Here is a 22,237-nt window from a genome sequence, read left to right as displayed (position 1 = left end):
AGAATCGAGTTTACTCCCATGTAACAAAAAATTAAATTATTTTTAAAAAACACTTGCATTTTGTCGGAGATGGTGGTATTATAATCAAGTCGTCGCGAGAACTGAACAAAGTTGGTGCTGATGACGGTGAGGGTCCACCCGTTCCCATCCCGAACACGGAAGTTAAGCTCACTGGTGCCGAAGATACTTGGCTGGTAACGGCCCGGGACAATAGGAAGGTGCCAACATGATAAAAGCAGTCACCCAATAGGGTGGCTGTTTTTTTATACTCCGGGGATTCCGGGCTTGCAATTCCCCCCCGAAAAAGGTATAATAAGTTTAACGGTTTAAAGCATAAAGTTATGAAAGCGTATTACAGGAAGACTTTCCGTAACGCGGAAAAAAGGGTATGAAATCATGATTATTGTAATGAAAAACGGGTCCACGAAACAGGACGTGGAGAAAGTCATAGAGGCCTTAAAAGAACACGGCCTTGGCGCGAACCTTTCCACCGGTTCCCAGGCGACGATCGTCGGCGTCCTGGGCGATAAGGCGAAGCTCGGCGGATTTGACTTTGAGCTGATGGACTGCGTTGAAAAATGCGTCCCCATCATGCATTCCTATAAGCTGGCCAGCCGGGAGATGTGCCCGGACGGGCGCGTGGTACAGGTGGGGGAAGAGGTCATCGGCAGGAAGAAGCTGGTGATGATGGCCGGTCCCTGCGCGGTGGAAAGCGAGGACCAGATCACACAGGCAGCTGTCGGCGTAAAGGCGGCTGGCGCTCATTTTCTGCGCGGGGGCGCTTACAAGCCAAGAACCTCCCCTTATTCGTTTCAGGGGATGGAGGAGGAAGGCCTGAAGCTGATGCGGAAAGCCGCGGACGCCTGCGGGCTGAAGGTGGTCAGCGAGATCGTGGCGCACGACCAGATCGATACCGCGGGAAAATACTGCGATATGCTTCAGATCGGCGCGCGGAATATGCAGAACTTCCGTTTGCTGCGCGAAGTGGGCCGCTCTAAAATCCCGGTGCTGCTCAAACGCGGCATTTCCTCGACCGTGGAGGAATGGCTGGACGCCGCGGAGTACATTATGAGCGAGGGCAACTACAATGTTGTGCTTTGCGAACGCGGCATCCGCACCTTTGAAACCGCGACGCGCAATACGCTCGACGTTTCCGCTGTGCCGGTGGTCAAGGAACGCAGCAGCCTGCCGATTATTATCGACCCGTCCCATGCGGCGGGAAAATCAAAGTATATTACGTCCCTATCCCTCGCGGGAATCGCCGCAGGTGCCGATGGGCTGATTATCGAGGTGCATCCCAACCCTAAGGTCGCGATGAGCGACGCCGCACAGCAGCTCACTCCCGAGGCTTACGCGACCCTGTTTCAGAAGGTGGGCGCGCTCGCGAAGGTCATAGGAAGAGAAATGCAATAGCGATTCCGGCGGCTGAATTTTCAGCCGCCTTTTTTATGGACTAATCTTTATGCTTCGGATAAATCCGCAGCGCGGAAATCGGATGCTCCGGGCCCTTTTCCAGAAAAAGGGATTCCGTCTCTTTCTGAGCGTCCTGCAAATCGCGGATAACGTCGGTTACACGGTTAAATAGAAGATAGTACATTTCCCGATAAGGTTCCACTTTTATCACCTCGATCTTATTGTGCCAGAATTTCTGCCAAAAGTCAATGGCAGAAATTCTGGCATTTATAATCAGGTTGGGGTGAGAATATTGATTTATAATAAAATTAGAGAGCTGAGAGAAGACCGGGACTGGACACAGCAGCATGTTGCCGATTTGCTGTTTATCAATCGGAGGACTTATTCCGCCTATGAAAACGGAGTCAACGCAATTTCCCCCGAAATACTGATGAAATTGTCTGAAATATACCAAACCAGTGTGGACTATCTTTTGGGCCTTACCGATGAAAAAAAGCCCTATCCGAAGAAAAGGGCTTTATAACGGGTCTTATTCCGCCCACGGGCCGGGCGGGTCCGCGACGGAAGGAGTCTCCGCCTGCTTCATGAGAGCATCGCCGCAAGTAGGAGTTGATCGTCAGCTTCGCCCTCAGGCCGGGCGGGCCCCTACTTTCGATCTTGGGCGGATTAAAATAACAAGTGCAACAGGAGGATAGACAGAGTCCACAAAAAGCCAAATCCATGATACAGTAGGAGTTGAAGAGACACCACTGAAGGAGAGGCTTTTTATGGACTACCATCATCTTACACCAAAAGAACGCGCATTGATAGCCCAATTGTGGAATAACGGAATCAGTATGCGACAGCTTGCACGCAGGCTACAAAGGAGTCCCGCGACAATCAGTCGGGAGATCAAAAGGAACCGTTCGGGGCAAAAATATCTGAGCGTTCCGGCACAGGCTAAATATTTGGAACGACGTATGAAATGCCATCGAACGAAGCTGTATCAGGACCTCGATCTGACATCTTACATAGCGGAAAAACTGGAGCTGTCATGGTCCCCCGAACAAATTTCCGGAAGAATCCGGTTAGACTATCCAGACGACGAGAAGATGAAGATTTCGCACAGCAGCATTTATCGTTGGCTGCATACAAACCTTCTGCCGCGTTCCGTGCAGCTTACGATGAAACTGCGTCACTATGGCCGCAAGCATGGAGAGACCCGCGGATACAAAGCCGGTGCGAGGGAAATTCGGGAGAGAAGCAAAGACGTTCTGCGGAGAAAACGGCTCGGAGATTGGGAGGCAGATACAATCGTATTCGGGAAAACGAGACATACCTATTTGCTGAATGTGACCGATCGAAAAAGTCGGTACTCCTGCCTTGCCGTCCTGTGCAACAGTAAGAGAGAAGAGGTCATGCGGGGCTTTGAGTTTTTCTTTGAAGGAGGCAAACTTCCGCTCCGTACGGTAACATCGGATCGAGGGATCGAATTCAACTGTCATCATGAATTTGAGAGCCGCTTTGAGGCACTGTACTATTACACTCGCCCTGCATCTCCATGGCAAAAGCCAACTGTGGAAAATACGAACGGATTGATTCGCCAGTTTTTTCCCAGAGGAACCCACTTTACCGAGCTTACCCCAGAAGCCGTGGCTTTTGTCATGCAACTTCTCAACAACCGACCGCGTAAATGTTTGAACTGGAAAACTCCTGCTGAAGTTATTTCTTCCTAACTGTTGCACTTCACTTGACAATTCACCCTTGTCCGAAAGTAGGCAAAGGACGCGCAGGGGGATTTTGGACCTACCGGTCCGGGATGCGCCTACGGCGAACTCGACTGCAAGTAAAATGATGAATCGATCCCTAAATCTGTCGTTCTAAGCAATGTCGGGAATACAAAATTCTCTGTTACCCCCAGGTATCCCCAAGGTATCTCTATGAGATACGATACTGCTGTGGTTTTCATTGACGGGGGGAACGGAAAAGCGGGTCAAATTCCCTCCCAGAGGGAGCCTAAAGAGAGCGAACCCCTGCCTCCCTCTGTGAGGGAGGTGCCGCGCCCGGCGCGGCGAAAGGAGTTTCGGAGCAATCCACGTCCGATTTAATATTAAGCCAACTGGAAGCGTCGCCGTAGGCGCGTGCCGACCGGCTGGTCCGCTTCCGGAGCGGCAGGTCCAAACCATTATACGGTTTGTATTAGGCTTGCTTTTGTCAACGCTTTGTTGATCGCCGGGGCGAGTAAAACAGAAGCGGCGACCTTGATCAGATCGAAAAGGACGAACGGGAAAACCGTGGCGGAGAGGGATTTGAGCCAGCTGACGTGCCCTGCGAACGCGTAGAACAGGGAACCGCACAGATAGCACACGGCAAGGGCGGCGAGCATGGCCGGGACGCAGGAGGCGAGCGTCTTTTTCTTAAGAAGCTCCAGAATCCATGCGGTCAGAAAGGCCATCAGCGGATAGGCGATGAGGAATCCGCCCGTTGGCCCGAAAAGCACGCCCGGACCGCCTTTGAATCCGGCAAATACCGGTAGGCCAACGGCGCCGATCAGAAGATAGACCAGCTGGGAGTACACGGCGTACCGTTTCGGCAGAATCGCGCCGGAAAGATAGACCGGCAGAAGGGAAAGCGACAGTGGAACCGGGGTGAAGGACAGCGGAAGGATCAGCTGCGCAAATAGGATGGTAAGCGCGGTAAACAACGCGGTCAAAGTCAGCTGTTTTGTTTTCATAAGCATCTCCCATATCAATGAATTTGTTTTCAGTATAGGCGGGATTTGTTGAATTGTCAACCTTGGATTTTATTATAAGGTTGACAATAAAAAACAAAAAGCTCTGAAAAGTGAAATGACGGGGGAGCGACGGCGAGAAACAGGCCAAAAACAGGTGAAAACCGGAGAAAACCATCAACTAAATTAAAATAATCGCACTTTGCTCTTGACACGGCGGCCTTCCTGTGGTAGTATCATACATGCAATTCCTTTGCGCCGCTTTTCGGCGCGCTTTTTTAAGAAAGGCAGCCCTGCCAAAAGGGCGGGGTTTTGTGATATTTTCAGATAAAATTCAGGAGGTATAAGCTATGTCCACCTATATGCCGAAGGCCGGCGAAGTTGAGCGCAAGTGGTATGTGCTCGACGCAGCAGGCAAACCGCTGGGCCGCGTCGCCAAACAGGCCGCTGTTCTGCTCCGCGGAAAACACAAAGTAACCTTTGCTCCGCACGTTGACTGCGGCGATCATGTGATCATCATCAACTGCAAAGACGCCGTGCTGACCGGAAAGAAACTGGAAAAGAAATTCTACTATCACCACACCGGTTACATCGGACATTTAAAGGCTGTCAGATACGACACCCTTATGAGTGAAAAGCCCTGCAAGGCGATGGAGCTTGCCGTAAAAGGCATGATCCCCAGCACCACGATCGGCCGTGCCGCCATGACCAGACTTCGTCTGTTTGAAGGCGCGGAACACGTTCACGCCGCTCAAAAGCCGCAGGCTTGGGAACTGTAAGGGAGGAGGATTAATATGTACGAGAAAGCACCATATTTCTATGGAACCGGCAGAAGAAAAAGCTCCGTTGCCCGCGTAAGAGTTTACCAGGGCACCGGTAAAGTGACCATCAACGACAGAAGCATCGACGATTATTTCGGACTTGACACCCTCAAGCTGATCGTCCGTCAGCCGTTGGTTCTTACCAATACAAATGAGAAATTCGACGTTGTTTGCCGCGTAGCCGGCGGCGGCGTAACCGGCCAGGCCGGCGCAATCCGCCACGGCATTGCCAGAGCGCTGCTCCAGTATGATTCCGAGAATCTGCGTTCTGCTCTGAAGAAGGCCGGGTTCCTGACCCGTGACCCGAGAATGAAGGAGCGCAAGAAGTACGGCTTGAAAGCAGCCCGTCGCGCACCCCAGTTCTCCAAGAGATAATTTCTTCAATTTTACCCGCACGGTGCTTGTATCCGTGCGGGTTTTCTCTGTTTCAAGGCGTTTCGGTTCCGTCACATCAAAAGGTCTCCGCAGCTTGTCTGCGGGGACCTTCCTAATCATTACTGCATTTCGGCTTTAATAGGCCTGTCGGGGTACTGTTAAAAGCGAACGGTTCTGGATTCGCCCTTCATATTGCTGAAAGTGGCTTCCGCTTCGTCAATGGAAAAAACCTCAAAAATACCGTCGTCTACCCGGTACATACTGGAAAGGTAGGGAGCTGCCGCCAGCGCGGCCTGCTTGCTTTCTTTGCTGGTGCAGAAAACTGCTTTTCCCTTCAGGCGCAGCCATTCGCTGGTCTTGCTGGTCGTACAGATCTCAATATTGGGGTTTTCCTTCATCTGCTTATACACATTTTTTCCGTTGTTGGTGCAGAAGCAGAGTTTTCCGTCGTATTTCATGATGAACCCAAAAGGACGGACTTTGGGAACGTTGCCTTCCACCGTGGCGAGGTAAAAGGTGGGATTTTCGGTTAAAAATTGAAGAACTTCGTCCATAATCATTGCTCCTTCGTATTTGTTTATGATATTATTATAAAATAAGGAATGAAAAATACAAGTATGCAGATTTTTATGACTAAGGAAGGATTTTATGAGTATAGGGGAAAATACAGCGGAACGGGAAGAAGAAATCGGGAAATGTCCGGTCACGTATGCCCTGAGGCTGATCGGCGGAAAATGGAAGCTTCCGATTCTGTGGGCGCTTAGCTGCAAGGGCGTTTTAAGGTACAATGAACTGAAACGGTGCGTCTGCGGAATCACCAACATGATGCTGTCGCAGTCCCTGAAGGAGCTGGAAGAAAACGGGCTGGTACGACGGGTCCAGTACATGGAAATACCGCCGCACGTGGAATATTCCCTGAGCCGGTCGGGAGAGAGCCTGATGCCGGCGCTGAACGAGCTGGCCGCCTGGGGAACGGAGCAAATGAATATTGCCGGGACAAAAAATTCACAGGAGTGATGGAAACGAAATGATAAAAATGGAAGAACCAAAGCTCTCTGAGCAGTTAACGGAAATGGAAACCCTGGAAGAAGCCCTTCGGCAGGCACAGGAGGAAGAACGGGACGTGAAAGGTTACCGCTTTCGGAACGCGGTGCAAAACGGCATGGAGGCCTGCGGCACCGACATTCGGGAATGTTTTTTCGAGAACTGCCGCCTGGCGGAAAGCAGGTTTGGAAGCCTGTATTTTGCGGATGCCGTTTTCAGCGGCTGCGATCTTTCCAATGCCGATTTCTCCAAATGCCTGCTGCGCAGGGTGCGGTTTGAAAACTGCAAGATGCTGGGCGTCAATTTTTCAGAGTCTTCTTTTGAAAGCGTCACCATAGAAAAATGCATCTGCACCTATGGGAATTTATCCTCGGTGAAAATGAAGGGCTGCCGCTTTGCAGAAAGCGACTTTTCAAACGCGAGTTTTCAGCTGTGTGCCTTCAAGTCAGCCGGGTTTCAGAAATGCGATCTGACCCGGTCGGAATTTCTTCACGCACCGCTCAAAGGGATGGATTTTACAACCTGTGAAATCGCGGGAATCCTGCTTTCCGGACCGGAGCTGCAGGGGGCGGTCGTCACTGCGGTACAGGCTTGCGACCTGTCGAGATACTTAGGATTGATTGTACGGTAAAAGGGACTCCGGATGACCGGAGTCCCTTTTCATTATATATAGCATTTTTCCGGCAGAGTTCGCGCTCTTTTTGGACGGCCTTCATATACTATATATAGTGTGGTTGCGTTGTGCCTTTCGGCGCCGGATTCAGGCAGCGAAAATGAACGAAAACCGGTTTTTCAGGAGCGTACCGCCCTTCGGCGGAAAGGCGGAATTGTATCAAAAACGACAGGTTTTGAAACACTGTTCATAATGGCCAAAAACTCAGGCGCAGAGCCGCTGATTTTAACCGATCGTTCAGAAAAACGGTGGAAAAGCGGCCGAAAAACCCAATTCTTTACAGTGTAAACAATGCTGTAATATTTGTAACAAGTTTGTAACTTTGATTTTCTTGCATTTTGCACAGAAAAGGCTTTCTTTGAAAGCGCAAGAAAAGGAGTATTTGTGCCGACACGGAAAATTAAGGCGGAAATTCCGAATATTTGCTGGAAAGGCTTTGTGCAATATCTACAAATTTGCGACCGATGCTAATTTGACAATTATGCATTAGGTGAATATAATTACGCCATTGGATAGATGCTCTAAAAACTGACGCTCGGCAAGGTGGTGGGCAAGGCCCATATTTACCCCGCCGAAGCAGGGAAAAGGGTGAACAAATGCAATTTTTTACACGAAATACGGCCTGTCTGCAAAACTCGATGAAAAGAGTGCTTGCTCTGGCTATGATGATTGTGATTACAGTCAGTTCCGTCATCACGGTGGCGGCAGTAACGCGTAACGCAGTGGTCGATTATAACGGAGAAAAGAGATCCGTACAGCTGTTCAATGATGGGACGGATGAAATTCTTGTCGCGGCAAATGTTAAGCACGGCGAAAACGATATTGTTGAGCGCAGCCCCGAACTGACCCCGGACGGGAAAATCCTTATCACTGTGAGAACTGCATTTCAGGCGGATATCAGCGCGGACGGCGATGTAAAAACCGTTACGCTGCACCACGGCGATACGGTGGCGCAGGCGCTGTCTGCGGCGGCGGTAACGCTGAAAGCAAACGATGTGGTTACTCCGAAGCCGGCTGAAAAGGTTACACAGGAAACGGACATCCAGGTAAAAAGAAAATTTACCGTCAGCATTACGGCGGACGGGCAGACGAAATCCGTGGTCGCCGGCGAAGGCACAGTCGCCCAGGCGCTTGAGGAAGCCGGGACTTCCCTCGGCGCGGAGGACCTTGTCAGTGTGGAGAAGAACGCCCCTGTCAGCGAGGGAATGCAAATTTCCGTCTCAAGGGTGACCTATAAGGAAGTGACCAGCATTCAGCCGGTCGCGTTCAAAAATAAAAACGAGAACAGCGCCAGCCTTTATAAAGGGCAGATCAAGGTCAAGACTTCCGGCAAAGCCGGCAGCCAGTCCGTGGTTACCCGCCAGAAGCTGGTGGAAGGAAAGGTTGCCGCCAGCGAGGTCGTCAGCACCACCGTGGTGGAGCAGCCGGTCGATCAGGTGACCGTGGTCGGAACAAAGAAAAAAGCGGCGGGCGCCGCCGTGATCAACGGTGACGGAACGATTACCGACCAAAACGGAAAGACCATTTCCTATAAAAAATACGTTACCGGAAAGTGCACCGGCTACACCGGCGGGGGAAGAACCTCAACCGGGCGGGCGGCGGCGTTCGGACTGGTCGCGGTCAATCCGAAGATCATCCCCTACGGCAGCAGGCTTTATATCTGCTCCCCGGACGGCAAGGTCGTTTACGGTTACGCCATTGCGGCGGATACCGGCGGCGGGGTAATGGACGGGCGCATTGTCGCCGACCTGTATTTCAACACGGTCGGGCAGTGCCGGCAGTTCGGAAACCGTAAAATGAATATTTATGTTCTGTAATACAGGGAGCGGGGGAAACCCCGCTCTTTTTTGCTGTCCCGTGGATGTCCCCGCGAAATTTTTTTGAAAAAGAAGGCTTGCATTCAATAGAACATATGTGTTATTATAAGGACAACAAATAGAACATATGAACGGTTTTGGGGCCGGGGGGATAAAATGATGAATCTTTTTACGGGAACGATCATGCTGCTGGCGGCGGGCATCATGGCCAAAAAATTCAGGCCGCGGACGGAGTCCGGCCGCGCGCTGCTGGGGATGACCGCGGCGATGGGGGTGCTCTCTCTTCTCTCCGGCGAGGGGAACTGGCTGTTCCAGACCGTCCAGTTTGTTCTGCAGGCCGTCGTGGCCTTCTGCTGCTTTTTACAGCTCAGGCGGGAAGTCGTCGTGCGCCGCCGCCGGATGCACAGGCATCCCCAGCGTGCACAGGGCAGGCTGCGCAGAGTCGAGAAAACCTGCGCGTAGCGATTGACAGAAATCCCGATTCATATTATGATAAAATATCATAACAGCGGGGAGCGGTTGATTTGCCTTACGTATATGCGGCGATGTGGGTTGCCGTCGGTTTGATCCTGATTTTCCGGATGAGCCGGGAAAACCGTGTTTTTTACGCGCTGGGCGCGTTCTTTATCCTTCTGGGCGGATGGTGGTTTGCGGATGCCGCCCTCGCGGTCAACCCGTTTGCCGGGGCCTGGGGCTGGGTGCTGCGCGGGCTTACCGCGGCGGCGCTGGTGCTTGCCTGTGTGGTCTATTACAGGGAAAGCAGGAAAAGCAAGGGAGACGCCCCCGGGGACGATCTCTCCGGCCACGATGAGAAATAGCGGAAAAAGCTTCGCGGATGCGGAGCTTTTTTACTGCCAAAATGGGAATTCATGCATACAATAGAGTGCGGGGCAAATATTTAAACCGCTTCATTATAGATCGTCTGCCGGGAATCCGTTCCCGGCAGCCACTATAAAGTTTGAGGGAACCGGTTCTGAAAAAGTTGAAAAAACAATCTATTTAGGGTAGAATAAAGGAAAAAGCAATGGAGGAATCAATATGCTAATAGCACCTTCGGTGCTTTCCTCGGATTTTTCACAGCTTGGAAATGAAGTAAGAAGAATGGACCTTTGTGGCGCAGACTGGATCCATCTGGATGTAATGGATGGGCATTTTGTGCCGAACCTGACTTTCGGTGCGCCGGTGATCAGGGCCGTGCGCGGATTTACGGAAAAACCTTTTGACGTGCATCTGATGATCGAGGAACCGCTCCGGTATGTCCCTGATTTTATAGACGCCGGAGCGGATATTATTACTTTTCATATAGAATCGAAGTCCGACACGGAAAAAACGCTGGAAGCCATCCGTGCTGGCGGCGTAAAGCCGGCGCTGTCCGTGAAGCCGGGCACTCCCGCGGAAGTGCTGTTCCCGTATCTGGACAAGCTGTATATGGTGCTTGTCATGACGGTGGAGCCGGGGTTCGGCGGCCAGAGCTTTATGGAGGACATGATGGAAAAGATCCGTGTCCTGAAAGCCCGCAGGCCCGAGCTGCTGATTCAGGTGGACGGAGGGATCAATCCCTCCACGATCCGGACGGCCGCCCAGGCGGGCACGGATGTGTGCGTGGCGGGGACAAGCGTATTCAAGGCGGAGGATGCCGCACAGGCGATCAGGGATCTGAAAGCGGCGGCCGGGCAAAAATAGAAACGGGGGTGGCGGCGTGATACTGCAGCGCGGCGTAAAGCTGGAGCAGCAAAAATCAGCTTCGCTGAGACATAAAATAAAGAATCTTCCCGTTCCGGAGGACATTGAGGAGCCGAATCCGCTTCCGCCCCGGAAGGGGAAGCTTGACGCCGGCGGGATCATCGCCGCTGCCGAGGCCGCCGGGATCGTCGACGAGTTCGACGGTACGGCGCTCGACAAGAAGTTGAGGCGGCTGCGTCGGCTGAAACCGGATATGCTCGTGGCCTGCTGCTTTGACGAGGACCCCTGTACGACGAGCGCCATGGCGACGCTGCGGGAAAATACGCACGCGATGATCGCCGGGCTGGTGCTCGCCGCGCGGGCGTGCGGCGCGGCGGAGAACAAAATCGCCGTGGCGACTTCCCGGGAAGCGCGCGTGATTCAGAAAATCAACCCGCAGGCGGATCTGATCCTTGCGGGCGAACGGTATCCGGCGCGGGTGCTCTTGAAACGGAAGCTGTACGCTTCCGGAAAAAACGCCGCGTACGTCGGCGCGCAGGCACTTCTGGCGCTGACCGCCGCCGTGGACGAAAACGAACCCCAGAGCTTTACCGTGGTGACGGTGGCGGGCGACGGGGTCGAGCACTGGCGGAATCTGCGGGTGCGTATCGGCACGCCGCTGAAATTTCTGCTGGACGCCTGCGAAGCGAGCGAAAAGACGAAGGTGGTCATCACCGGTTCTTCCGTTACGGGAAAAGCCGTCACCGACCTGTCCGAGCCGGTCACGGCGGCAACGCGCTGTGTGATCGCACTGCGAAAGCCCCCCAGAAACAAGACCTATCCCTGCATCGGCTGTGAAAAATGCGAGCGGGCGTGCCCGCGCGGCATTGTGCCGTGGAAGGTTCTGAGAGAGATACAAAGCGCCAGCCCGGACCCTGTCAGGATGCTGAACGTGCAGAAATGCATCGGCTGTTCGGCCTGCGCCGTCGCCTGCCCTTCCGGAATCGATCTGCGCGCCGCCATTTCGAAGGCGGCCGCATATAAGAAAAGCGGTGACTTCGATTGACGTTAAATGAAGCGAGAGCTCCTTTTGTAAAAAGCGAAGCCTCCGTAGCCTCCATGATGCGCGACGTGCTGTTCGCGCTTGCCATGCTGCTCGTTCTGCCCGCGGTGCACTACGGGCCGCGCCCGCTCGTGATGGCGGGCGTGACCATGCTGGCCTGTGCGGTCTGCGAGATTGCGTTCAGCCTGATCCAGACAAAGAGCATCAGCCTTTCCGATGGGTCCTCCCTTGTCACGGGAATGATGATCACCATGCTGATGCCGCTCAACGCCCCCCTGTGGCTGCCCTGTGCGGCGGCCGCCTTTGCGATTCTGGTCGCGAAGATGCCGTTCGGCTCCATCGGGCATACGCCGTTTAATCCGGCGGCGTCCGGCGTCGCCTTTGCCGTGCTCTGCTGGCCGAAGGAGATGTTTTCTTATTTCGATCCGGCGACCGCTCAGACGATTCCTCCGTATCAGGATTTTACCGCGGTGCTGGCCCGTTCGCCCGCCGCTGTTTTAAAAAGCGGTTTGAAGCCGGGCATTCTGCCGCTCGACATGCTTTGGGGCGTGTTTCCCGGCCCGCTGGGTACGACCGGAATCCTGGTGATCTGCGCCTGCGGGCTTTTCCTGTTCCTGAAGCGCACGGCCAGGTGGGAAATCACGGTTTCCTTTTTGGCCGTCGCCGTGCTGATTGCGGCGTTTTTTCCCAGAATTGCGTGCGACCCGCTGACCTCTGTGAAGTACGAGCTGATGTCGGGGTCCCTGCTTTTCTGTTCCGTGTTCATGGTCACCGATCCAGTGACCGCCCCGCACAGGATACCGGGACGCATTTTTTACGGCGCCTTTGCCGGCTTTCTGGTGATGATGTTCCGCCGCTTCGGCGCGTTTGAGCAGGGGGCCGTCTTCGCCGTCATCATTGCCAACGCCGCAGCCCCGCAGATTGATTCTCTGCTGCTGGGGGCGCTGAGACTGGGGGATGAACCGTATGACGAATAAGAAAACCCTGCTGCGCGAAACGGGCACGATCTTTTTTAACGGGGCGTTTTTCAAAAACCCTGTTTTGATCGGTGCTCTCGGGCTTTACCCCATCGTTGCGGGCGGCTACAATCTGAGGAACGCCGTTGAGCTGTCCCTTCTCTTCCTGTTCCTGACCCTGCCGCTGACCCTTTTGCTCTGTCTGGTGGGGGAAATGATCCCCCTGTGGATCCGTCCGGGGCTGGTCCTGACGGCTTCCGCAGTTCTGTATCTTCCCGCCGCGTGGCTGACGGAAAAGCTGCTTCCCGGGTCGGTGACTGCTCTGGGCATGTTCGCCGCCCTGATGATCTGCAACTCCATGATCCTTTCCCGCGCGAACGATTACGCGCCCACCCATATCGGCTGGGCGGTGGCCGCGGACGCTCTGGGATGCTCCGTCGGCTTTGCCGCGGTCATCTGCCTGAGCGCCGCCATTCGGGAGTTCTGGCTCAAGGGCAGCCTGTGGCACACCAACATGGGGGTGTACGGCACCGCCGACGCGGGCGTTTCCCTGCCGTTTTTCGGCTTCCTCCTGCTTGGATTTTTCGCCGCGTTCGTCCAGTGGGTAAATGAAAAGCGCAGTAAAAAAGCCGGTAGAAGGAGGGTGCCCCGCATATGAACACCTTTGTACAGATGCTTTTGATCGCGCTTCTGGCGGTCAGCACGGAAAATATCCTGTTTGCCGGGGGAATCGGGTTCAGCCGCGTGCTCCGCGCGGGGCGCAGGCCGAAAATGCTCGGAATGTACTCCGCTTTTGTAACGGTCTTTACGCTGATTTCCATGGCTGCGGCTTATTTTCTCAGCCCGCTGCTTGCGGGCAGTCAAATGCTGATTGTCCTGCGGCCGGCCCTGCTGGCTTTTTGCAGCGCGGCTGCCTATCTGATCGCGGCGTTTGTCCTGAAAACCTTTTCCGCACAGTTTTACAGAAAATACGGGCAGATTCTGGCTCCGGCGGCGATGAATACGGTCGTGCTCTCCATGCCGTATGTGCTGAAAAGCCTGAAACTCGCTTTGCCGGACGCCCTCGGCTTTGCCCTCGGCACGGGCGCGGCGTTCTTTCTGGCCGCCCTCGTTTTTTCCCATACGCCGGAAATCTGCAGGAACTCGGATATGCCCAAAGCGTTCAGCGGGCTGCCCGCCGTGCTGATCTACGTCGGGATTCTGTCCATGGCCTTCGCGGGCTTTACCGGCGGAAAGCTTTTTTAGATTGATGATATTTACACATCAAAAAAGGCTCCCCTGACAAACGCTGCGTTCGCGTCTGTCAGGGGAGCCTTATGAAACAGGTTCAGTATTTAATCGCGCTGAAAAAGTCGTCGATCTGGTTTTTATAGGTTGTGGTCGCCTTGCCGTACACAATGGTTTTATTCATCCGCACCAGAATGTGGTTCAGCTCGCCGTTTACAAGGGTGTATTTATTATAGGAGGAGGAGTCGACGTTCTTCGCGTCGCCGTCCGTGCCGGAGGTGATGCTCGACTTGAGGTTTGTGTACATCTCCGTAGCGGCGCTTTCCGAGGAGAAGGAAAGGAACGCAAGCTCCGTGCCGGTCTCGCTTTTGATTGCGCTCAGGTATTTTTCCGCGTTTGCACTGGCGGAGGAATCCGTTACCGTAAACCCGGCCGCTTCCGCCTGCTTTTTAAACTCGTCCGCCGTAACCGGCGTGCGCGCCGAACAGCCCGTAAACGCGAACAGGGCTGCCGCCGCAAGAACCGCGGCGCATAATTTTATCAGTTTTTTCAATGTAAAACCTCCATTTATTCGGGAAAGCTTATTATGATTTATTATAGTACGGCTTCCTTCCGTTTACAAGTATTACCGTATTTTCCCGAAAGATAAACACAGGCCCGTCAATAAAAGAAGGATTTGTTTGACGCAGCCGTGGAAGAAAAGTCGGATTTCCAGCGGGCAGTGCAGCCCGTGGGAGCAAAAAGAAAAAATTTTCCCAAAATCATCCTTGTCAAATCCTGTATAGCAAAGAAATTCCTGCGGATAATAAGCAAAGACAACACCGCACAGGAGGTAATAAAAATTGAAAGCCACAGGAATAGTCAGAAGAATTGATGATTTAGGCCGCGTTGTCATCCCAAAGGAGATACGCCGCACGCTTCGCATACGCGAGGGCGACGCGCTTGAAATTTTTACCGATACGCAGGGAGGGGTCATTTTTAAGAAATACTCGCCTGTGGGCGAGCTCTCCACCTTCGCCGGGCAGTACGCGGATGTGCTGAGCAAAGCGATCAACGCGCCTGCCATTATCTGTGACCGCGACCATGTCGTCGCGGCGGCCGGCGTTTCGCGCAAGGAATTTCTGGAGCGCCGCGTAACCCCCGAGCTTGAGGAATGCATGCAGAGCCGCACGAACTTTATCAGCAAGGGCAAATCCGCGTTCCGGCCCGTGGAGGGTGTGGACAGGACGGCGGAAGTCGTTTATCCCATTATCGCTTCCAGCGACGTGACCGGAGCGGTGATCCTGCTCGGAAACGACGGCGACGAGGTTCCCACGGAAAGTGAAACCAAGCTCGCGCAGGTCGCGGCATCCTTCTTGGGGAAACAGATGGAGGAATAAGCGTATTATTCACTTTTCCCCCTTGCATTCGCAGTTTTGTTGTGATATTATAAATAAGTAATATTATGAAGGATGAAAGAGTGGGGCGACCCGCTCTTTTGTTTGTATTATGAGGTGAACAGGGTTGGCTTATAAGAAAAAGAACGGAAATACCGTTGAAACGGTATGGAAGCTTGCCGCGCCGATTGCGGCCGGGCTGGGGCTTTCCGTCTGGGACGTCCGCTTCCTGAAAGAGGGAGCCGACTGGTTTCTGAGGATTTTTATTGACAAAGAGGGCGGCGTGGGCATTGAGGACTGTGAAAACATGAGCCGCGCGATCAACGGCCCGCTTGATGAACTTGACCCGATCGACCAGTCGTACTGTCTGGAGGTCTCCTCCCCGGGCATTGACCGGGAGCTTGTGCGCGAGGAACATTTTCGGGCGTTTCTGGGTTCCGTGGTGCATGTGAAGCTGATTCGCCCCCTGGAGGACGGGCGGCGCGAGCTGGCCGCCGTACTGGAAGATTATCGGGAGAATACCATGGTCCTTCAAACGGAGGAAGGAGTAACGATTTCACTCGCCGCCAGGGATGCCTCGTCGGTGCGGCTGGTGGATGATGATATTGTTGGAGGTATTGAGGAATGAACAGCGAAGTTTTCGAGGCCCTTGCTCTGTTGGAAAAAGAAAGGGGCATTCCGGTCGACTTTATGCTCGACAGGATCAAAAAGGCGATTGTCACGGCCTGCAAAAACAGCTACGGCAACGAGGACTGTGTGATAAACATGGATCCGGCAAAAGGGACGTTCGAAGTTTATCTGCGCAAGACCGTCGTTGAGGACATAAGCGACCAGGGGAAAGAAATTCTGTTGGAGGACGCACGCGAAATCGACCCGAAAACGGACATCGGCGAAGTGGTCGGCGTTCAGCTGAACACCAAGGAATTCGGGCGCATCGCGGCGCAGACCGCCCGCAACATCATCCGGCAGGGCATCCGCGACGGCGAGCGCGGCCAGATGATGCAGGAGTTCCAGAGCAAGCATCAGGAGCTGGTCAGCGCTTTGGTGGAGCGGGTCGACCCCCGCACGGGCGCGGCGACCCTGATGATCGGCAAGGCCGAGGCCATTCTGCCCAAGAGCGAACAGGTCGGCGACGAAAAGCTGACGGAGGGCGACCACATCAAGGTGTACGTGGTCGATGTCAAAGAAACCGAGAAGGGCCCGCGCGCTATGATCAGCCGCGTCCACCCCGATCTGGTCAAAAGATTGTTTGAAACCGAGGTGCCGGAGATTTACGACGGCACGGTGGAGATAAAGGCGGTTTCCCGCGAAGCGGGGTCCCGCACAAAAATAGCGGTTGTGAGCCATAACCCGGACGTCGACGCCGTCGGCGCCTGCATCGGCTCCCGCGGCGCGCGCGTTTCCAATATCGTAAACGAGCTGGGCGGCGAAAAGATCGACATTGTGGAGTACAGCGAGGACCCGGCGCAGTTTATCGCCTCCGCGCTGTCGCCCGCGGACGTCCTTTCCGTCACTCCGGCGCAGGACGGCTCCCACGCCTGCCGCGTGACCGTGCCGGACAGCCAGCTTTCCCTCGCGATCGGCAACAAGGGGCAGAACGCCCGCCTTGCCGCCAAGCTGACCGGCTGGAAGATAGACATCAAGCCGGAAAGCGGCTTCTTCGGCGAGGAAGAGCAGAAGTAAATTCTTTTGGAACAGGCGGTGTATGAAATGCACGAAAGAAAAGTACCGATGCGGATGTGCTCGGGGTGCGGAGAGATGAAACCGAAAAAAGAGCTTGTGCGGGTGGTAAAATCGCCCGGGCAGGAAATATCTCTTGATTTGACAGGACGCAAGCCGGGGCGCGGCGCATATGTGTGCAGGAGCATAGACTGCCTGAAAGCGGCGCGAAAGGCGAGAAGATTTGAAAAAGCCTTCTCCTGCAAAATCCCCGACGAGGTATTTGACCGTATGGAGGAGGAAATCAGCCGGAATGAATGAAAAAATCTTACATCTTCTCGGCATTGCCCGTCGGGCCGGAAGGCTTTCGCTCGGCAATGACGCGGCGATCGAATCGCTGAGGAGGGGAAGCGCCGCGTTGATACTGCTGGCGGCGGACCTTTCCCCCCGAACCGCCGGAGGCGTCCGGCAGGCGGCTGGGGAAGAAGGAACCGCGGTGGTGACCTGCGGGGCGGTAATGGACGAAATCAGCATGGCTCTAGGAAAGCGAACCGGAGTTGTAGCGGTGAATGACGCAGGGTTCGCTAAAAAGCTGCTTGAGCTTTCCCGGGCACAGGCGGCTGGTACAGAGTAATGAGGAGGAATTTGATATATGATGATGAAATACAGGGTCCATGAGGTGGCAAAGGATTTGAACATTCCGAATAAGGATGTCATTGATACTTTGGAAAAGTATGCCGGTGAAACCAAAAAACATATGACGGCTCTCAACGAAAACGAACTCGATCTTGTTTTTGAAACGTTTACCCAGAAGAACAGCAGCGAAAACCTTGACACGTATTTCGCTCAGGCAAACCGGAACGAGACCGTCGTGGAGCCGGAAAAGCCGGATGTCATCATCCAGCCGCAGAAGCCCGCGCCCCGTCCGCCCGTACAGCAGCAGGCCAGAGCTCCGCGTCCGGTGCAGGGCGCGCAGCAGCAGCGGCCCGCAGCCCCGGCGCATCCCGCTCAGGGCGCCCCGGCTTCTGTTCCGCCTGTGCGCAAGGCCGTAAAGCCGGGCAAGATTACGCCGGTCGGCCCCAAGCCCCCGCAGCAGCACAAGGCTCCCGTGGCGCCCAGACCGCAGCAGAGCACCATGCAGAGAAGTCCGCAGCCGTCCGGCGGCGACTCCGGCAACGCGATCAAACGCACCGAGGGCAGGATTGTCGATACGAGAGCGTCCCATGTGGAGCTTGACAAATACAACGAAAAATACGACCGTCTCGCTTCCGAAAAAATCAACACGGCCAATACCGTGCAGAAGCAGAAGCTGACCCAGCGCAGCTCCCAGTACCGCGGCAGGCCAAGGAATTCCCGCAAGGAGACGGAGGCCGAGCGTCTGCGCCGTATCGCGTTGGAACGCAAGGCGAAACCGATCACCATCCAGATTCCGGAGGAAATTACGGTCGGCGAGCTGGCGCTCCGCCTGAAGGCCACCGCCGCCGAGGTCATCAAGAAGCTGATGGCTCTGGGCGTGTTTGCCGCCGTCAACGACACCGTCGACTTCGACACCGCCACTCTCGCCGCCATGGAATTTCACGCGAAGGTGGAAAAGGAAGTCGTCGTCACCATTGAGGAACAGATCATCGACGACAGCGAGGACAAGGACGACAACCTTGTGCCGCGCGCGCCGGTTGTGGTCGTCATGGGCCACGTCGACCACGGCAAGACGTCCCTTCTGGACGCCATCCGCCACGCGAATGTCACCGCCTCCGAGGCCGGCGGCATTACCCAGCACATCGGCGCGTACCAGGTAAAGCTGGGCGAGCGCGACGTCACTTTCCTGGACACCCCGGGCCACGCCGCGTTTACCACCATGCGTGCCAGAGGCGCACAGGTAACGGATATCGCCGTTCTGGTGGTCGCCGCGGACGACGGCATCATGCCGCAGACCGTGGAAGCGATCCACCACGCCAAGGCCGCGGAGGTTTCCATTATTGTCGCGATCAATAAGATGGATAAGCCGGGCGCGAACCCGCAGCATGTCATGGAACAGCTGACGGAGTACGACCTTGTTCCGGAGGAGTGGGGCGGCGACACGCCGTGTATCCCTGTTTCCGCCGTGAAGAAGACCGGCATCAAGGATCTTCTGGAAATGATTATCCTGACGGCGGATATGAAGGAACTGAAGGCCAATCCGGACCGTGCCGCAAAGGGTACCGTGATTGAGGCAAGGCTTGACAAAGGCCGCGGCCCGATTGCGACCATGCTGGTCCAGAACGGTACGCTCCGCACCGGCGATATCATTGTTGCCGGCACCACCGTTGGCCGCGTGCGCGCCATGACGGACGCGGACGGGCAGAAGATCGAGCAGGCGGGACCGAGCGTTCCGGTGGAGATCACCGGTCTTGACGACGTGCCGACCGGCGGCGATATCTTCAACGCCGTGTCCGACGAGCGCCTTGCAAGGGAGCTGGTGGAGCAGCGCCGCACCGAGCTGAAGGAAGAGCGGTTCAACTCCCGCACCAAGGTCACCCTTGACAATCTGTTCGACCAGATGAAGCAGGGCGACATGAAGGAGCTGCAGATCATTGTAAAGGCCGATGTGCAGGGCTCTGTAGAAGCGGTCCGCCAGTCGCTGGAGAAGCTGAGCAACGAGGAAGTCCGCGTAAACGTCATTCACGGCGGCGTGGGCGCGATCAGCGAATCCGACGTCATGCTCGCTTCCGCTTCCAACGCCATTATCGTCGGCTTTAACGTACGGCCCGACCCGGTCGCCGAGGAAAACGCCAAGCGCGACGGCGTGGATCTGCGTTTGTACCGCATCATCTACGACTGTATCGACGAAATCGAGTCCGCCATGAAGGGCATGCTTGCGCCGAAATTCCGCGAACTGCCCCTGGGCAAGGCCGAGTGCCGCGAGGTTTATAAAATCACCAATGTGGGTACCATTGCGGGCGCCCACGTTACGACGGGCAAAATCACCCGCGTCGCACAGATTCGCGTTGTGCGCGACGGGATTGTCATTACGGAGGATAAGATCGCTTCCCTGCGCCGTTTCAAGGACGACGTGAAAGAGGTCGCCGAGGGCTACGACTGCGGCATCGGTCTGGAGCGCTTCAACGACATCAAGGAAGGGGACGTTCTGGAAGCCTTTGTGATGGAGGAATACAGGGACTGATCCCGAGAGTGTAATATACGGAGGTAGAAAATGGCCAGCCACAGAATGGGACGGACGACCGAGGATATCAAAAGGGAGCTGACGGCAATTTTCCGCGAGCTGAAAGACCCGCGGGTACAGGGCCTGATCAGTATTGTCCGGGTGGACGTCACAAGCGATTTATCTTACTGCACGGTTTTTGTCAGCGCGATGGAGGGAATGGAACAGGCGAAACAGGCCGTTGCCGGCCTGAAATCGGCGTCCGGCTTTATCCGTCACGAGCTTGGCGCGCGGCTTGAGCTCAGGCATGTGCCGGAGCTTACCTTCAAAGCGACCGACTCCATCGAATACAGTGCGAATATTTCGCGGATGCTCAACGATTTAAGGGGTGATAAAAAATGATAACCCGAAGCGAGGCGGCCGATTTTCTGCGGGAAGCCGACCAAATCCTGATTTTAAGCCACCAGTATCCGGACGGCGACACCCTGGGCTCCGCCACGGCGCTTTGCCGGGGCCTGCAGAAAATGGGCAAACACGCCATGATCCGCTGCTCCGACGCGATCGTGCCGAAATACCGGTACCTTTTCAGCGGCGTGGAAGAGGAGACGTTTTCCCCCGAAACGGTCGTCGCGGTGGATATCGCCGACCTGCAGCTGATCGGGGAACCGAATCAGAGCCTTTACGGGGACAGGGTCGACCTCTGTATCGACCATCACCCTTCCAATTCCGATTACGCGAAGCGCACCTGTCTGGACGCGAAAGCGGCCGCCACCTGCGAAATCATTTTCGACCTGCTCAATCTGCTGGGCGTGGAAATTGATTCCGTGATCGCGGATTCCCTTTATACGGGCATTACGACGGATACCGGCTGCTTCAAATACATCAACGTGACCCCGACCACGTACCGTATTGCCGCGGACCTTGTTGAAAAAGGCGCCGACGGGCACCGGATCAACCGCGTGATGTTCGACACGAAAAGCCGCGCGCGCATCGATATGGAGCGCTGCGTCATGGATACCATCCGCTATTTTTACGACAACCGCGTCGCGGTCATTAAAATTACCAATGAGATGATCGCAAGCACCGGCGCGACGGAGGGCGATATTGAGGGACTGGCCTCCATTCCCCGCGCGATCGAGGGCGTGGTCATCGGCGTGACCATCCGCGAAAAGGCGGGCGGCGGGTATAAGATTTCCCTGCGGGCACAGCCGCCGCAGAACGCTTCCGAAATCTGCGCCGTTTTCGGCGGCGGCGGACACGCGGGAGCGGCGGGGTGTACCTTTAACACCACCCTGGAGGAAGCCGAGAAGCAGATGCTTGCGGAGATTGGCAAGCATCTTTAAAATACAGCGGGAGGGAAGCCATGAACGGGGTCATCGTGATAGACAAGCCGCAGGACTTCACCTCGTTTGACGTGGTGGCGGTGATGCGCCGCCTTTGCGGACAGAAGAAAATCGGCCACACCGGCACCCTTGACCCGATGGCTACCGGGGTGCTGCCCCTGCTTTTGGGAAAGGCGACGCGGGCGGCTTCGCTTCTGGACGATACGGACAAGGAGTACCGTGCCGGTTTTCAGCTTGGGTACCGTACCGACACACAGGATATTACCGGCAAAAAGCTGCAGGAATGCGGCGAAAGGGTTCAAAAGGCCCAAATAGAAGCCGTACTGCCTTATTTCCGCGGAAATATTTGGCAGATTCCGCCGATGTACTCTGCGGTGCAGAAGAACGGACAGCGGCTTTATACCCTTGCGCGGCAGGGGATCGAGGTGGAGCGCGACAAGCGCCCGGTTACGATTTATGAGCTGATTCTGAATGAATTTGACGAAAACACGCAGAGCGGCGCGCTGACCGTGCGCTGCTCCGCGGGAACCTATATACGGACACTCTGCGCGGACATCGGCGAAAGGCTGGGGACGTTCGGCGTGATGTCCTCGCTGAGAAGGACGCGGGCCGCCGGATTTTCGCTGGAGGACGCGGTTTCGCTGGACGAGGCGAAGCAGCTTTCCGGACTGGGGACGCTGGAGCAAAAGGTCCGACCGACCGAAAGCCTGTTTTCCGGCCGCCCCGCGCTGCGGGTGACGGGCGCTCAGGCGCGGCGGTTCTGCAACGGCGGCGCGCTCAGTCTGGAACGTCTTTCGGGGCTGCCGGGGGACGAAACGGACGGCGCTTTTCTGCGCGTGCTCTCCCCCGAAGGAAGCTTTCTGGGGCTGGGGGCCGTCGACAGGGAAAAAGCGGAGCTTTCCGTGTTGCGGCTTTTCTTTGAGGAAGGGAACTGATTTTGGCAAAAGGGACCGCGGATT

At 55.3% G+C, this 22,237-nt stretch carries 28 protein-coding genes and 1 rRNA gene; 25 read left to right on the top strand and 4 right to left on the bottom strand.

Annotated elements, in window-relative coordinates; all coding sequences use genetic code 11:
- The first annotated feature begins 110 nt into the window (after positions 1-110).
- A 5S ribosomal RNA gene (gene rrf / locus ACRQU7_RS18940) occupies positions 111-227 on the top strand.
- A 169-nt stretch (positions 228-396) separates the two neighbouring features.
- Positions 397-1,413, top strand: a complete 1,017-nt coding sequence (gene aroF, locus ACRQU7_RS18935) for a 3-deoxy-7-phosphoheptulonate synthase (protein WP_444642682.1) — start codon at positions 397-399, stop codon at positions 1,411-1,413.
- A gap of 40 nt (positions 1,414-1,453) precedes the next feature.
- Here aroF and ACRQU7_RS18930 read toward each other — a convergent pair whose 3' ends face one another.
- Positions 1,454-1,615 carry a hypothetical protein gene (locus ACRQU7_RS18930; RefSeq protein ID WP_156103926.1) on the bottom strand — a complete coding sequence of 54 codons (162 nt, stop codon included), beginning with the start codon at positions 1,613-1,615 and terminating at the stop codon, positions 1,454-1,456.
- 81 nt (positions 1,616-1,696) lie between these two features.
- On the opposite strand from ACRQU7_RS18930, the gene ACRQU7_RS18925 reads away from it, so the two are divergent.
- A complete protein-coding gene (locus ACRQU7_RS18925) occupies positions 1,697-1,936 on the top strand; it encodes a helix-turn-helix domain-containing protein (protein ID WP_444642680.1) in 240 nt (79 codons plus the stop codon).
- A 244-nt stretch (positions 1,937-2,180) separates the two neighbouring features.
- Complete coding sequence (locus ACRQU7_RS18920) at positions 2,181-3,128, top strand: IS30 family transposase (protein ID WP_444642678.1); 948 nt, start codon at positions 2,181-2,183, stop codon at positions 3,126-3,128.
- A 449-nt stretch (positions 3,129-3,577) separates the two neighbouring features.
- Here the strand turns inward: ACRQU7_RS18920 and ACRQU7_RS18915 are convergent, their stop codons facing one another.
- On the bottom strand, positions 3,578-4,126 hold the full coding sequence (locus tag ACRQU7_RS18915) for a biotin transporter BioY (protein ID WP_444642676.1): 549 nt from the start codon (positions 4,124-4,126) through the stop codon (positions 3,578-3,580).
- Between the two features lie 347 nt (positions 4,127-4,473).
- On the opposite strand from ACRQU7_RS18915, the gene rplM reads away from it, so the two are divergent.
- Both rplM and rpsI read left to right on the top strand, forming a co-directional pair.
- Positions 4,474-4,902 (top strand): 50S ribosomal protein L13, encoded by a 429-nt coding sequence (rplM, locus tag ACRQU7_RS18910; protein WP_141826708.1) that lies wholly within the window; start codon positions 4,474-4,476, stop codon positions 4,900-4,902.
- Between the two features lie 15 nt (positions 4,903-4,917).
- Positions 4,918-5,319, top strand: coding sequence for a 30S ribosomal protein S9 (gene rpsI, locus ACRQU7_RS18905; RefSeq protein WP_038326224.1), 402 nt, complete (start codon positions 4,918-4,920; stop codon positions 5,317-5,319).
- Between the two features lie 158 nt (positions 5,320-5,477).
- On the opposite strand, the gene ACRQU7_RS18900 is transcribed toward rpsI, so the two are convergent.
- On the bottom strand, positions 5,478-5,873 hold the full coding sequence (locus tag ACRQU7_RS18900) for a pyridoxamine 5'-phosphate oxidase family protein (RefSeq protein WP_141826707.1): 396 nt from the start codon (positions 5,871-5,873) through the stop codon (positions 5,478-5,480).
- Positions 5,874-5,967: 94 nt separating this feature from the next.
- Between ACRQU7_RS18900 and ACRQU7_RS18895 the strand changes: the two genes are divergently transcribed.
- The 10 genes from ACRQU7_RS18895 (at position 5,968) to ACRQU7_RS18850 (ending at position 13,779) form a co-directional block, all read left to right on the top strand.
- Positions 5,968-6,336, top strand: coding sequence for a winged helix-turn-helix transcriptional regulator (locus ACRQU7_RS18895; RefSeq protein ID WP_444642673.1), 369 nt, complete (start codon positions 5,968-5,970; stop codon positions 6,334-6,336).
- Between the two features lie 10 nt (positions 6,337-6,346).
- On the top strand, positions 6,347-6,994 hold the full coding sequence (locus ACRQU7_RS18890; RefSeq protein ID WP_444642671.1) for a pentapeptide repeat-containing protein: 648 nt from the start codon (positions 6,347-6,349) through the stop codon (positions 6,992-6,994).
- Between the two features lie 638 nt (positions 6,995-7,632).
- Positions 7,633-8,853 (top strand): ubiquitin-like domain-containing protein, encoded by a 1,221-nt coding sequence (locus ACRQU7_RS18885; protein WP_444642669.1) that lies wholly within the window; start codon positions 7,633-7,635, stop codon positions 8,851-8,853.
- Positions 8,854-9,009: 156 nt separating this feature from the next.
- Complete coding sequence (locus ACRQU7_RS18880) at positions 9,010-9,315, top strand: hypothetical protein (RefSeq protein ID WP_444642667.1); 306 nt, start codon at positions 9,010-9,012, stop codon at positions 9,313-9,315.
- 62 nt (positions 9,316-9,377) lie between these two features.
- Entirely contained in the window at positions 9,378-9,671 is a 294-nt protein-coding gene (locus tag ACRQU7_RS18875; RefSeq protein WP_444642665.1) for a hypothetical protein, read from the top strand.
- 220 nt (positions 9,672-9,891) lie between these two features.
- On the top strand, positions 9,892-10,536 hold the full coding sequence (gene rpe, locus ACRQU7_RS18870) for a ribulose-phosphate 3-epimerase (RefSeq protein WP_444642663.1): 645 nt from the start codon (positions 9,892-9,894) through the stop codon (positions 10,534-10,536).
- 16 nt (positions 10,537-10,552) lie between these two features.
- Positions 10,553-11,581, top strand: a complete 1,029-nt coding sequence (locus tag ACRQU7_RS18865; protein WP_444642661.1) for a 4Fe-4S dicluster domain-containing protein — start codon at positions 10,553-10,555, stop codon at positions 11,579-11,581.
- Positions 11,578-12,555, top strand: a complete 978-nt coding sequence (locus ACRQU7_RS18860) for an RnfABCDGE type electron transport complex subunit D (RefSeq protein ID WP_444642659.1) — start codon at positions 11,578-11,580, stop codon at positions 12,553-12,555. Before ACRQU7_RS18865 ends, ACRQU7_RS18860 begins: the two co-directional genes overlap by 4 nt.
- The gene (locus ACRQU7_RS18855) at positions 12,545-13,192 is read left to right on the top strand and encodes an Rnf-Nqr domain containing protein (protein ID WP_185741192.1); all 648 of its coding nucleotides are present in this window, start codon (positions 12,545-12,547) and stop codon (positions 13,190-13,192) included. The genes ACRQU7_RS18860 and ACRQU7_RS18855 overlap by 11 nt, the downstream gene beginning before the upstream one ends.
- Positions 13,189-13,779, top strand: a complete 591-nt coding sequence (locus ACRQU7_RS18850; RefSeq protein ID WP_444642657.1) for an Rnf-Nqr domain containing protein — start codon at positions 13,189-13,191, stop codon at positions 13,777-13,779. Before ACRQU7_RS18855 ends, ACRQU7_RS18850 begins: the two co-directional genes overlap by 4 nt.
- A gap of 82 nt (positions 13,780-13,861) precedes the next feature.
- Here ACRQU7_RS18850 and ACRQU7_RS18845 read toward each other — a convergent pair whose 3' ends face one another.
- Complete coding sequence (locus ACRQU7_RS18845; protein ID WP_141826696.1) at positions 13,862-14,314, bottom strand: hypothetical protein; 453 nt, start codon at positions 14,312-14,314, stop codon at positions 13,862-13,864.
- 289 nt (positions 14,315-14,603) lie between these two features.
- On the opposite strand from ACRQU7_RS18845, the gene ACRQU7_RS18840 reads away from it, so the two are divergent.
- From ACRQU7_RS18840 to truB, 9 genes are all read left to right on the top strand, one after another.
- The gene (locus tag ACRQU7_RS18840; RefSeq protein WP_038326215.1) at positions 14,604-15,140 is read left to right on the top strand and encodes a stage V sporulation T C-terminal domain-containing protein; all 537 of its coding nucleotides are present in this window, start codon (positions 14,604-14,606) and stop codon (positions 15,138-15,140) included.
- Between the two features lie 124 nt (positions 15,141-15,264).
- The gene (gene rimP, locus ACRQU7_RS18835) at positions 15,265-15,765 is read left to right on the top strand and encodes a ribosome maturation factor RimP (protein WP_141826695.1); all 501 of its coding nucleotides are present in this window, start codon (positions 15,265-15,267) and stop codon (positions 15,763-15,765) included.
- Entirely contained in the window at positions 15,762-16,820 is a 1,059-nt protein-coding gene (gene nusA / locus ACRQU7_RS18830; protein ID WP_038326213.1) for a transcription termination factor NusA, read from the top strand. The genes rimP and nusA overlap by 4 nt, the downstream gene beginning before the upstream one ends.
- Before the next feature lie 27 nt (positions 16,821-16,847).
- The gene (gene rnpM, locus ACRQU7_RS18825) at positions 16,848-17,117 is read left to right on the top strand and encodes an RNase P modulator RnpM (RefSeq protein ID WP_444642653.1); all 270 of its coding nucleotides are present in this window, start codon (positions 16,848-16,850) and stop codon (positions 17,115-17,117) included.
- On the top strand, positions 17,110-17,430 hold the full coding sequence (locus ACRQU7_RS18820; RefSeq protein ID WP_444642651.1) for a L7Ae/L30e/S12e/Gadd45 family ribosomal protein: 321 nt from the start codon (positions 17,110-17,112) through the stop codon (positions 17,428-17,430). Before rnpM ends, ACRQU7_RS18820 begins: the two co-directional genes overlap by 8 nt.
- An 18-nt stretch (positions 17,431-17,448) precedes the next feature.
- Positions 17,449-19,956 carry a translation initiation factor IF-2 gene (infB, locus tag ACRQU7_RS18815; protein WP_444642650.1) on the top strand — a complete coding sequence of 836 codons (2,508 nt, stop codon included), beginning with the start codon at positions 17,449-17,451 and terminating at the stop codon, positions 19,954-19,956.
- 30 nt (positions 19,957-19,986) lie between these two features.
- On the top strand, positions 19,987-20,337 hold the full coding sequence (rbfA, locus tag ACRQU7_RS18810; RefSeq protein WP_444642649.1) for a 30S ribosome-binding factor RbfA: 351 nt from the start codon (positions 19,987-19,989) through the stop codon (positions 20,335-20,337).
- Complete coding sequence (locus tag ACRQU7_RS18805) at positions 20,334-21,278, top strand: DHH family phosphoesterase (protein ID WP_038326206.1); 945 nt, start codon at positions 20,334-20,336, stop codon at positions 21,276-21,278. Before rbfA ends, ACRQU7_RS18805 begins: the two co-directional genes overlap by 4 nt.
- 20 nt (positions 21,279-21,298) lie before the next feature.
- Positions 21,299-22,213 (top strand): tRNA pseudouridine(55) synthase TruB, encoded by a 915-nt coding sequence (gene truB / locus ACRQU7_RS18800; RefSeq protein ID WP_444642647.1) that lies wholly within the window; start codon positions 21,299-21,301, stop codon positions 22,211-22,213.
- The last annotated feature ends 24 nt before the right edge of the window (positions 22,214-22,237 follow it).

The sequence above is a fragment of the Caproiciproducens puteiluti genome, from assembly GCF_052442865.1.
Lineage (GTDB): Bacteria > Bacillota > Clostridia > Oscillospirales > Acutalibacteraceae > Caproiciproducens.
The sequence above is the reverse complement of the archived record's forward strand: the minus strand, read 5'-3'. Positions and strand labels throughout refer to the sequence as shown.

Coding starts and splice junctions, on each gene's coding strand:
- aroF (WP_444642682.1), top strand. CDS start 397: ATGATTATTGTAATGAAAAACGGGTCCACGAAACAGGACGTGGAGAAA.
- ACRQU7_RS18920 (WP_444642678.1), top strand. CDS start 2,181: ATGGACTACCATCATCTTACACCAAAAGAACGCGCATTGATAGCCCAA.
- ACRQU7_RS18915 (WP_444642676.1), bottom strand. CDS start 4,126: ATGAAAACAAAACAGCTGACTTTGACCGCGTTGTTTACCGCGCTTACC.
- rplM (WP_141826708.1), top strand. CDS start 4,474: ATGTCCACCTATATGCCGAAGGCCGGCGAAGTTGAGCGCAAGTGGTAT.
- rpsI (WP_038326224.1), top strand. CDS start 4,918: ATGTACGAGAAAGCACCATATTTCTATGGAACCGGCAGAAGAAAAAGC.
- ACRQU7_RS18900 (WP_141826707.1), bottom strand. CDS start 5,873: ATGGACGAAGTTCTTCAATTTTTAACCGAAAATCCCACCTTTTACCTC.
- ACRQU7_RS18895 (WP_444642673.1), top strand. CDS start 5,968: ATGAGTATAGGGGAAAATACAGCGGAACGGGAAGAAGAAATCGGGAAA.
- ACRQU7_RS18890 (WP_444642671.1), top strand. CDS start 6,347: ATGATAAAAATGGAAGAACCAAAGCTCTCTGAGCAGTTAACGGAAATG.
- ACRQU7_RS18885 (WP_444642669.1), top strand. CDS start 7,633: ATGCAATTTTTTACACGAAATACGGCCTGTCTGCAAAACTCGATGAAA.
- ACRQU7_RS18880 (WP_444642667.1), top strand. CDS start 9,010: ATGATGAATCTTTTTACGGGAACGATCATGCTGCTGGCGGCGGGCATC.
- rpe (WP_444642663.1), top strand. CDS start 9,892: ATGCTAATAGCACCTTCGGTGCTTTCCTCGGATTTTTCACAGCTTGGA.
- ACRQU7_RS18855 (WP_185741192.1), top strand. CDS start 12,545: ATGACGAATAAGAAAACCCTGCTGCGCGAAACGGGCACGATCTTTTTT.
- ACRQU7_RS18850 (WP_444642657.1), top strand. CDS start 13,189: ATGAACACCTTTGTACAGATGCTTTTGATCGCGCTTCTGGCGGTCAGC.
- nusA (WP_038326213.1), top strand. CDS start 15,762: ATGAACAGCGAAGTTTTCGAGGCCCTTGCTCTGTTGGAAAAAGAAAGG.
- rnpM (WP_444642653.1), top strand. CDS start 16,848: ATGCACGAAAGAAAAGTACCGATGCGGATGTGCTCGGGGTGCGGAGAG.
- ACRQU7_RS18820 (WP_444642651.1), top strand. CDS start 17,110: ATGAATGAAAAAATCTTACATCTTCTCGGCATTGCCCGTCGGGCCGGA.
- infB (WP_444642650.1), top strand. CDS start 17,449: ATGATGATGAAATACAGGGTCCATGAGGTGGCAAAGGATTTGAACATT.
- rbfA (WP_444642649.1), top strand. CDS start 19,987: ATGGCCAGCCACAGAATGGGACGGACGACCGAGGATATCAAAAGGGAG.
- ACRQU7_RS18805 (WP_038326206.1), top strand. CDS start 20,334: ATGATAACCCGAAGCGAGGCGGCCGATTTTCTGCGGGAAGCCGACCAA.
- truB (WP_444642647.1), top strand. CDS start 21,299: ATGAACGGGGTCATCGTGATAGACAAGCCGCAGGACTTCACCTCGTTT.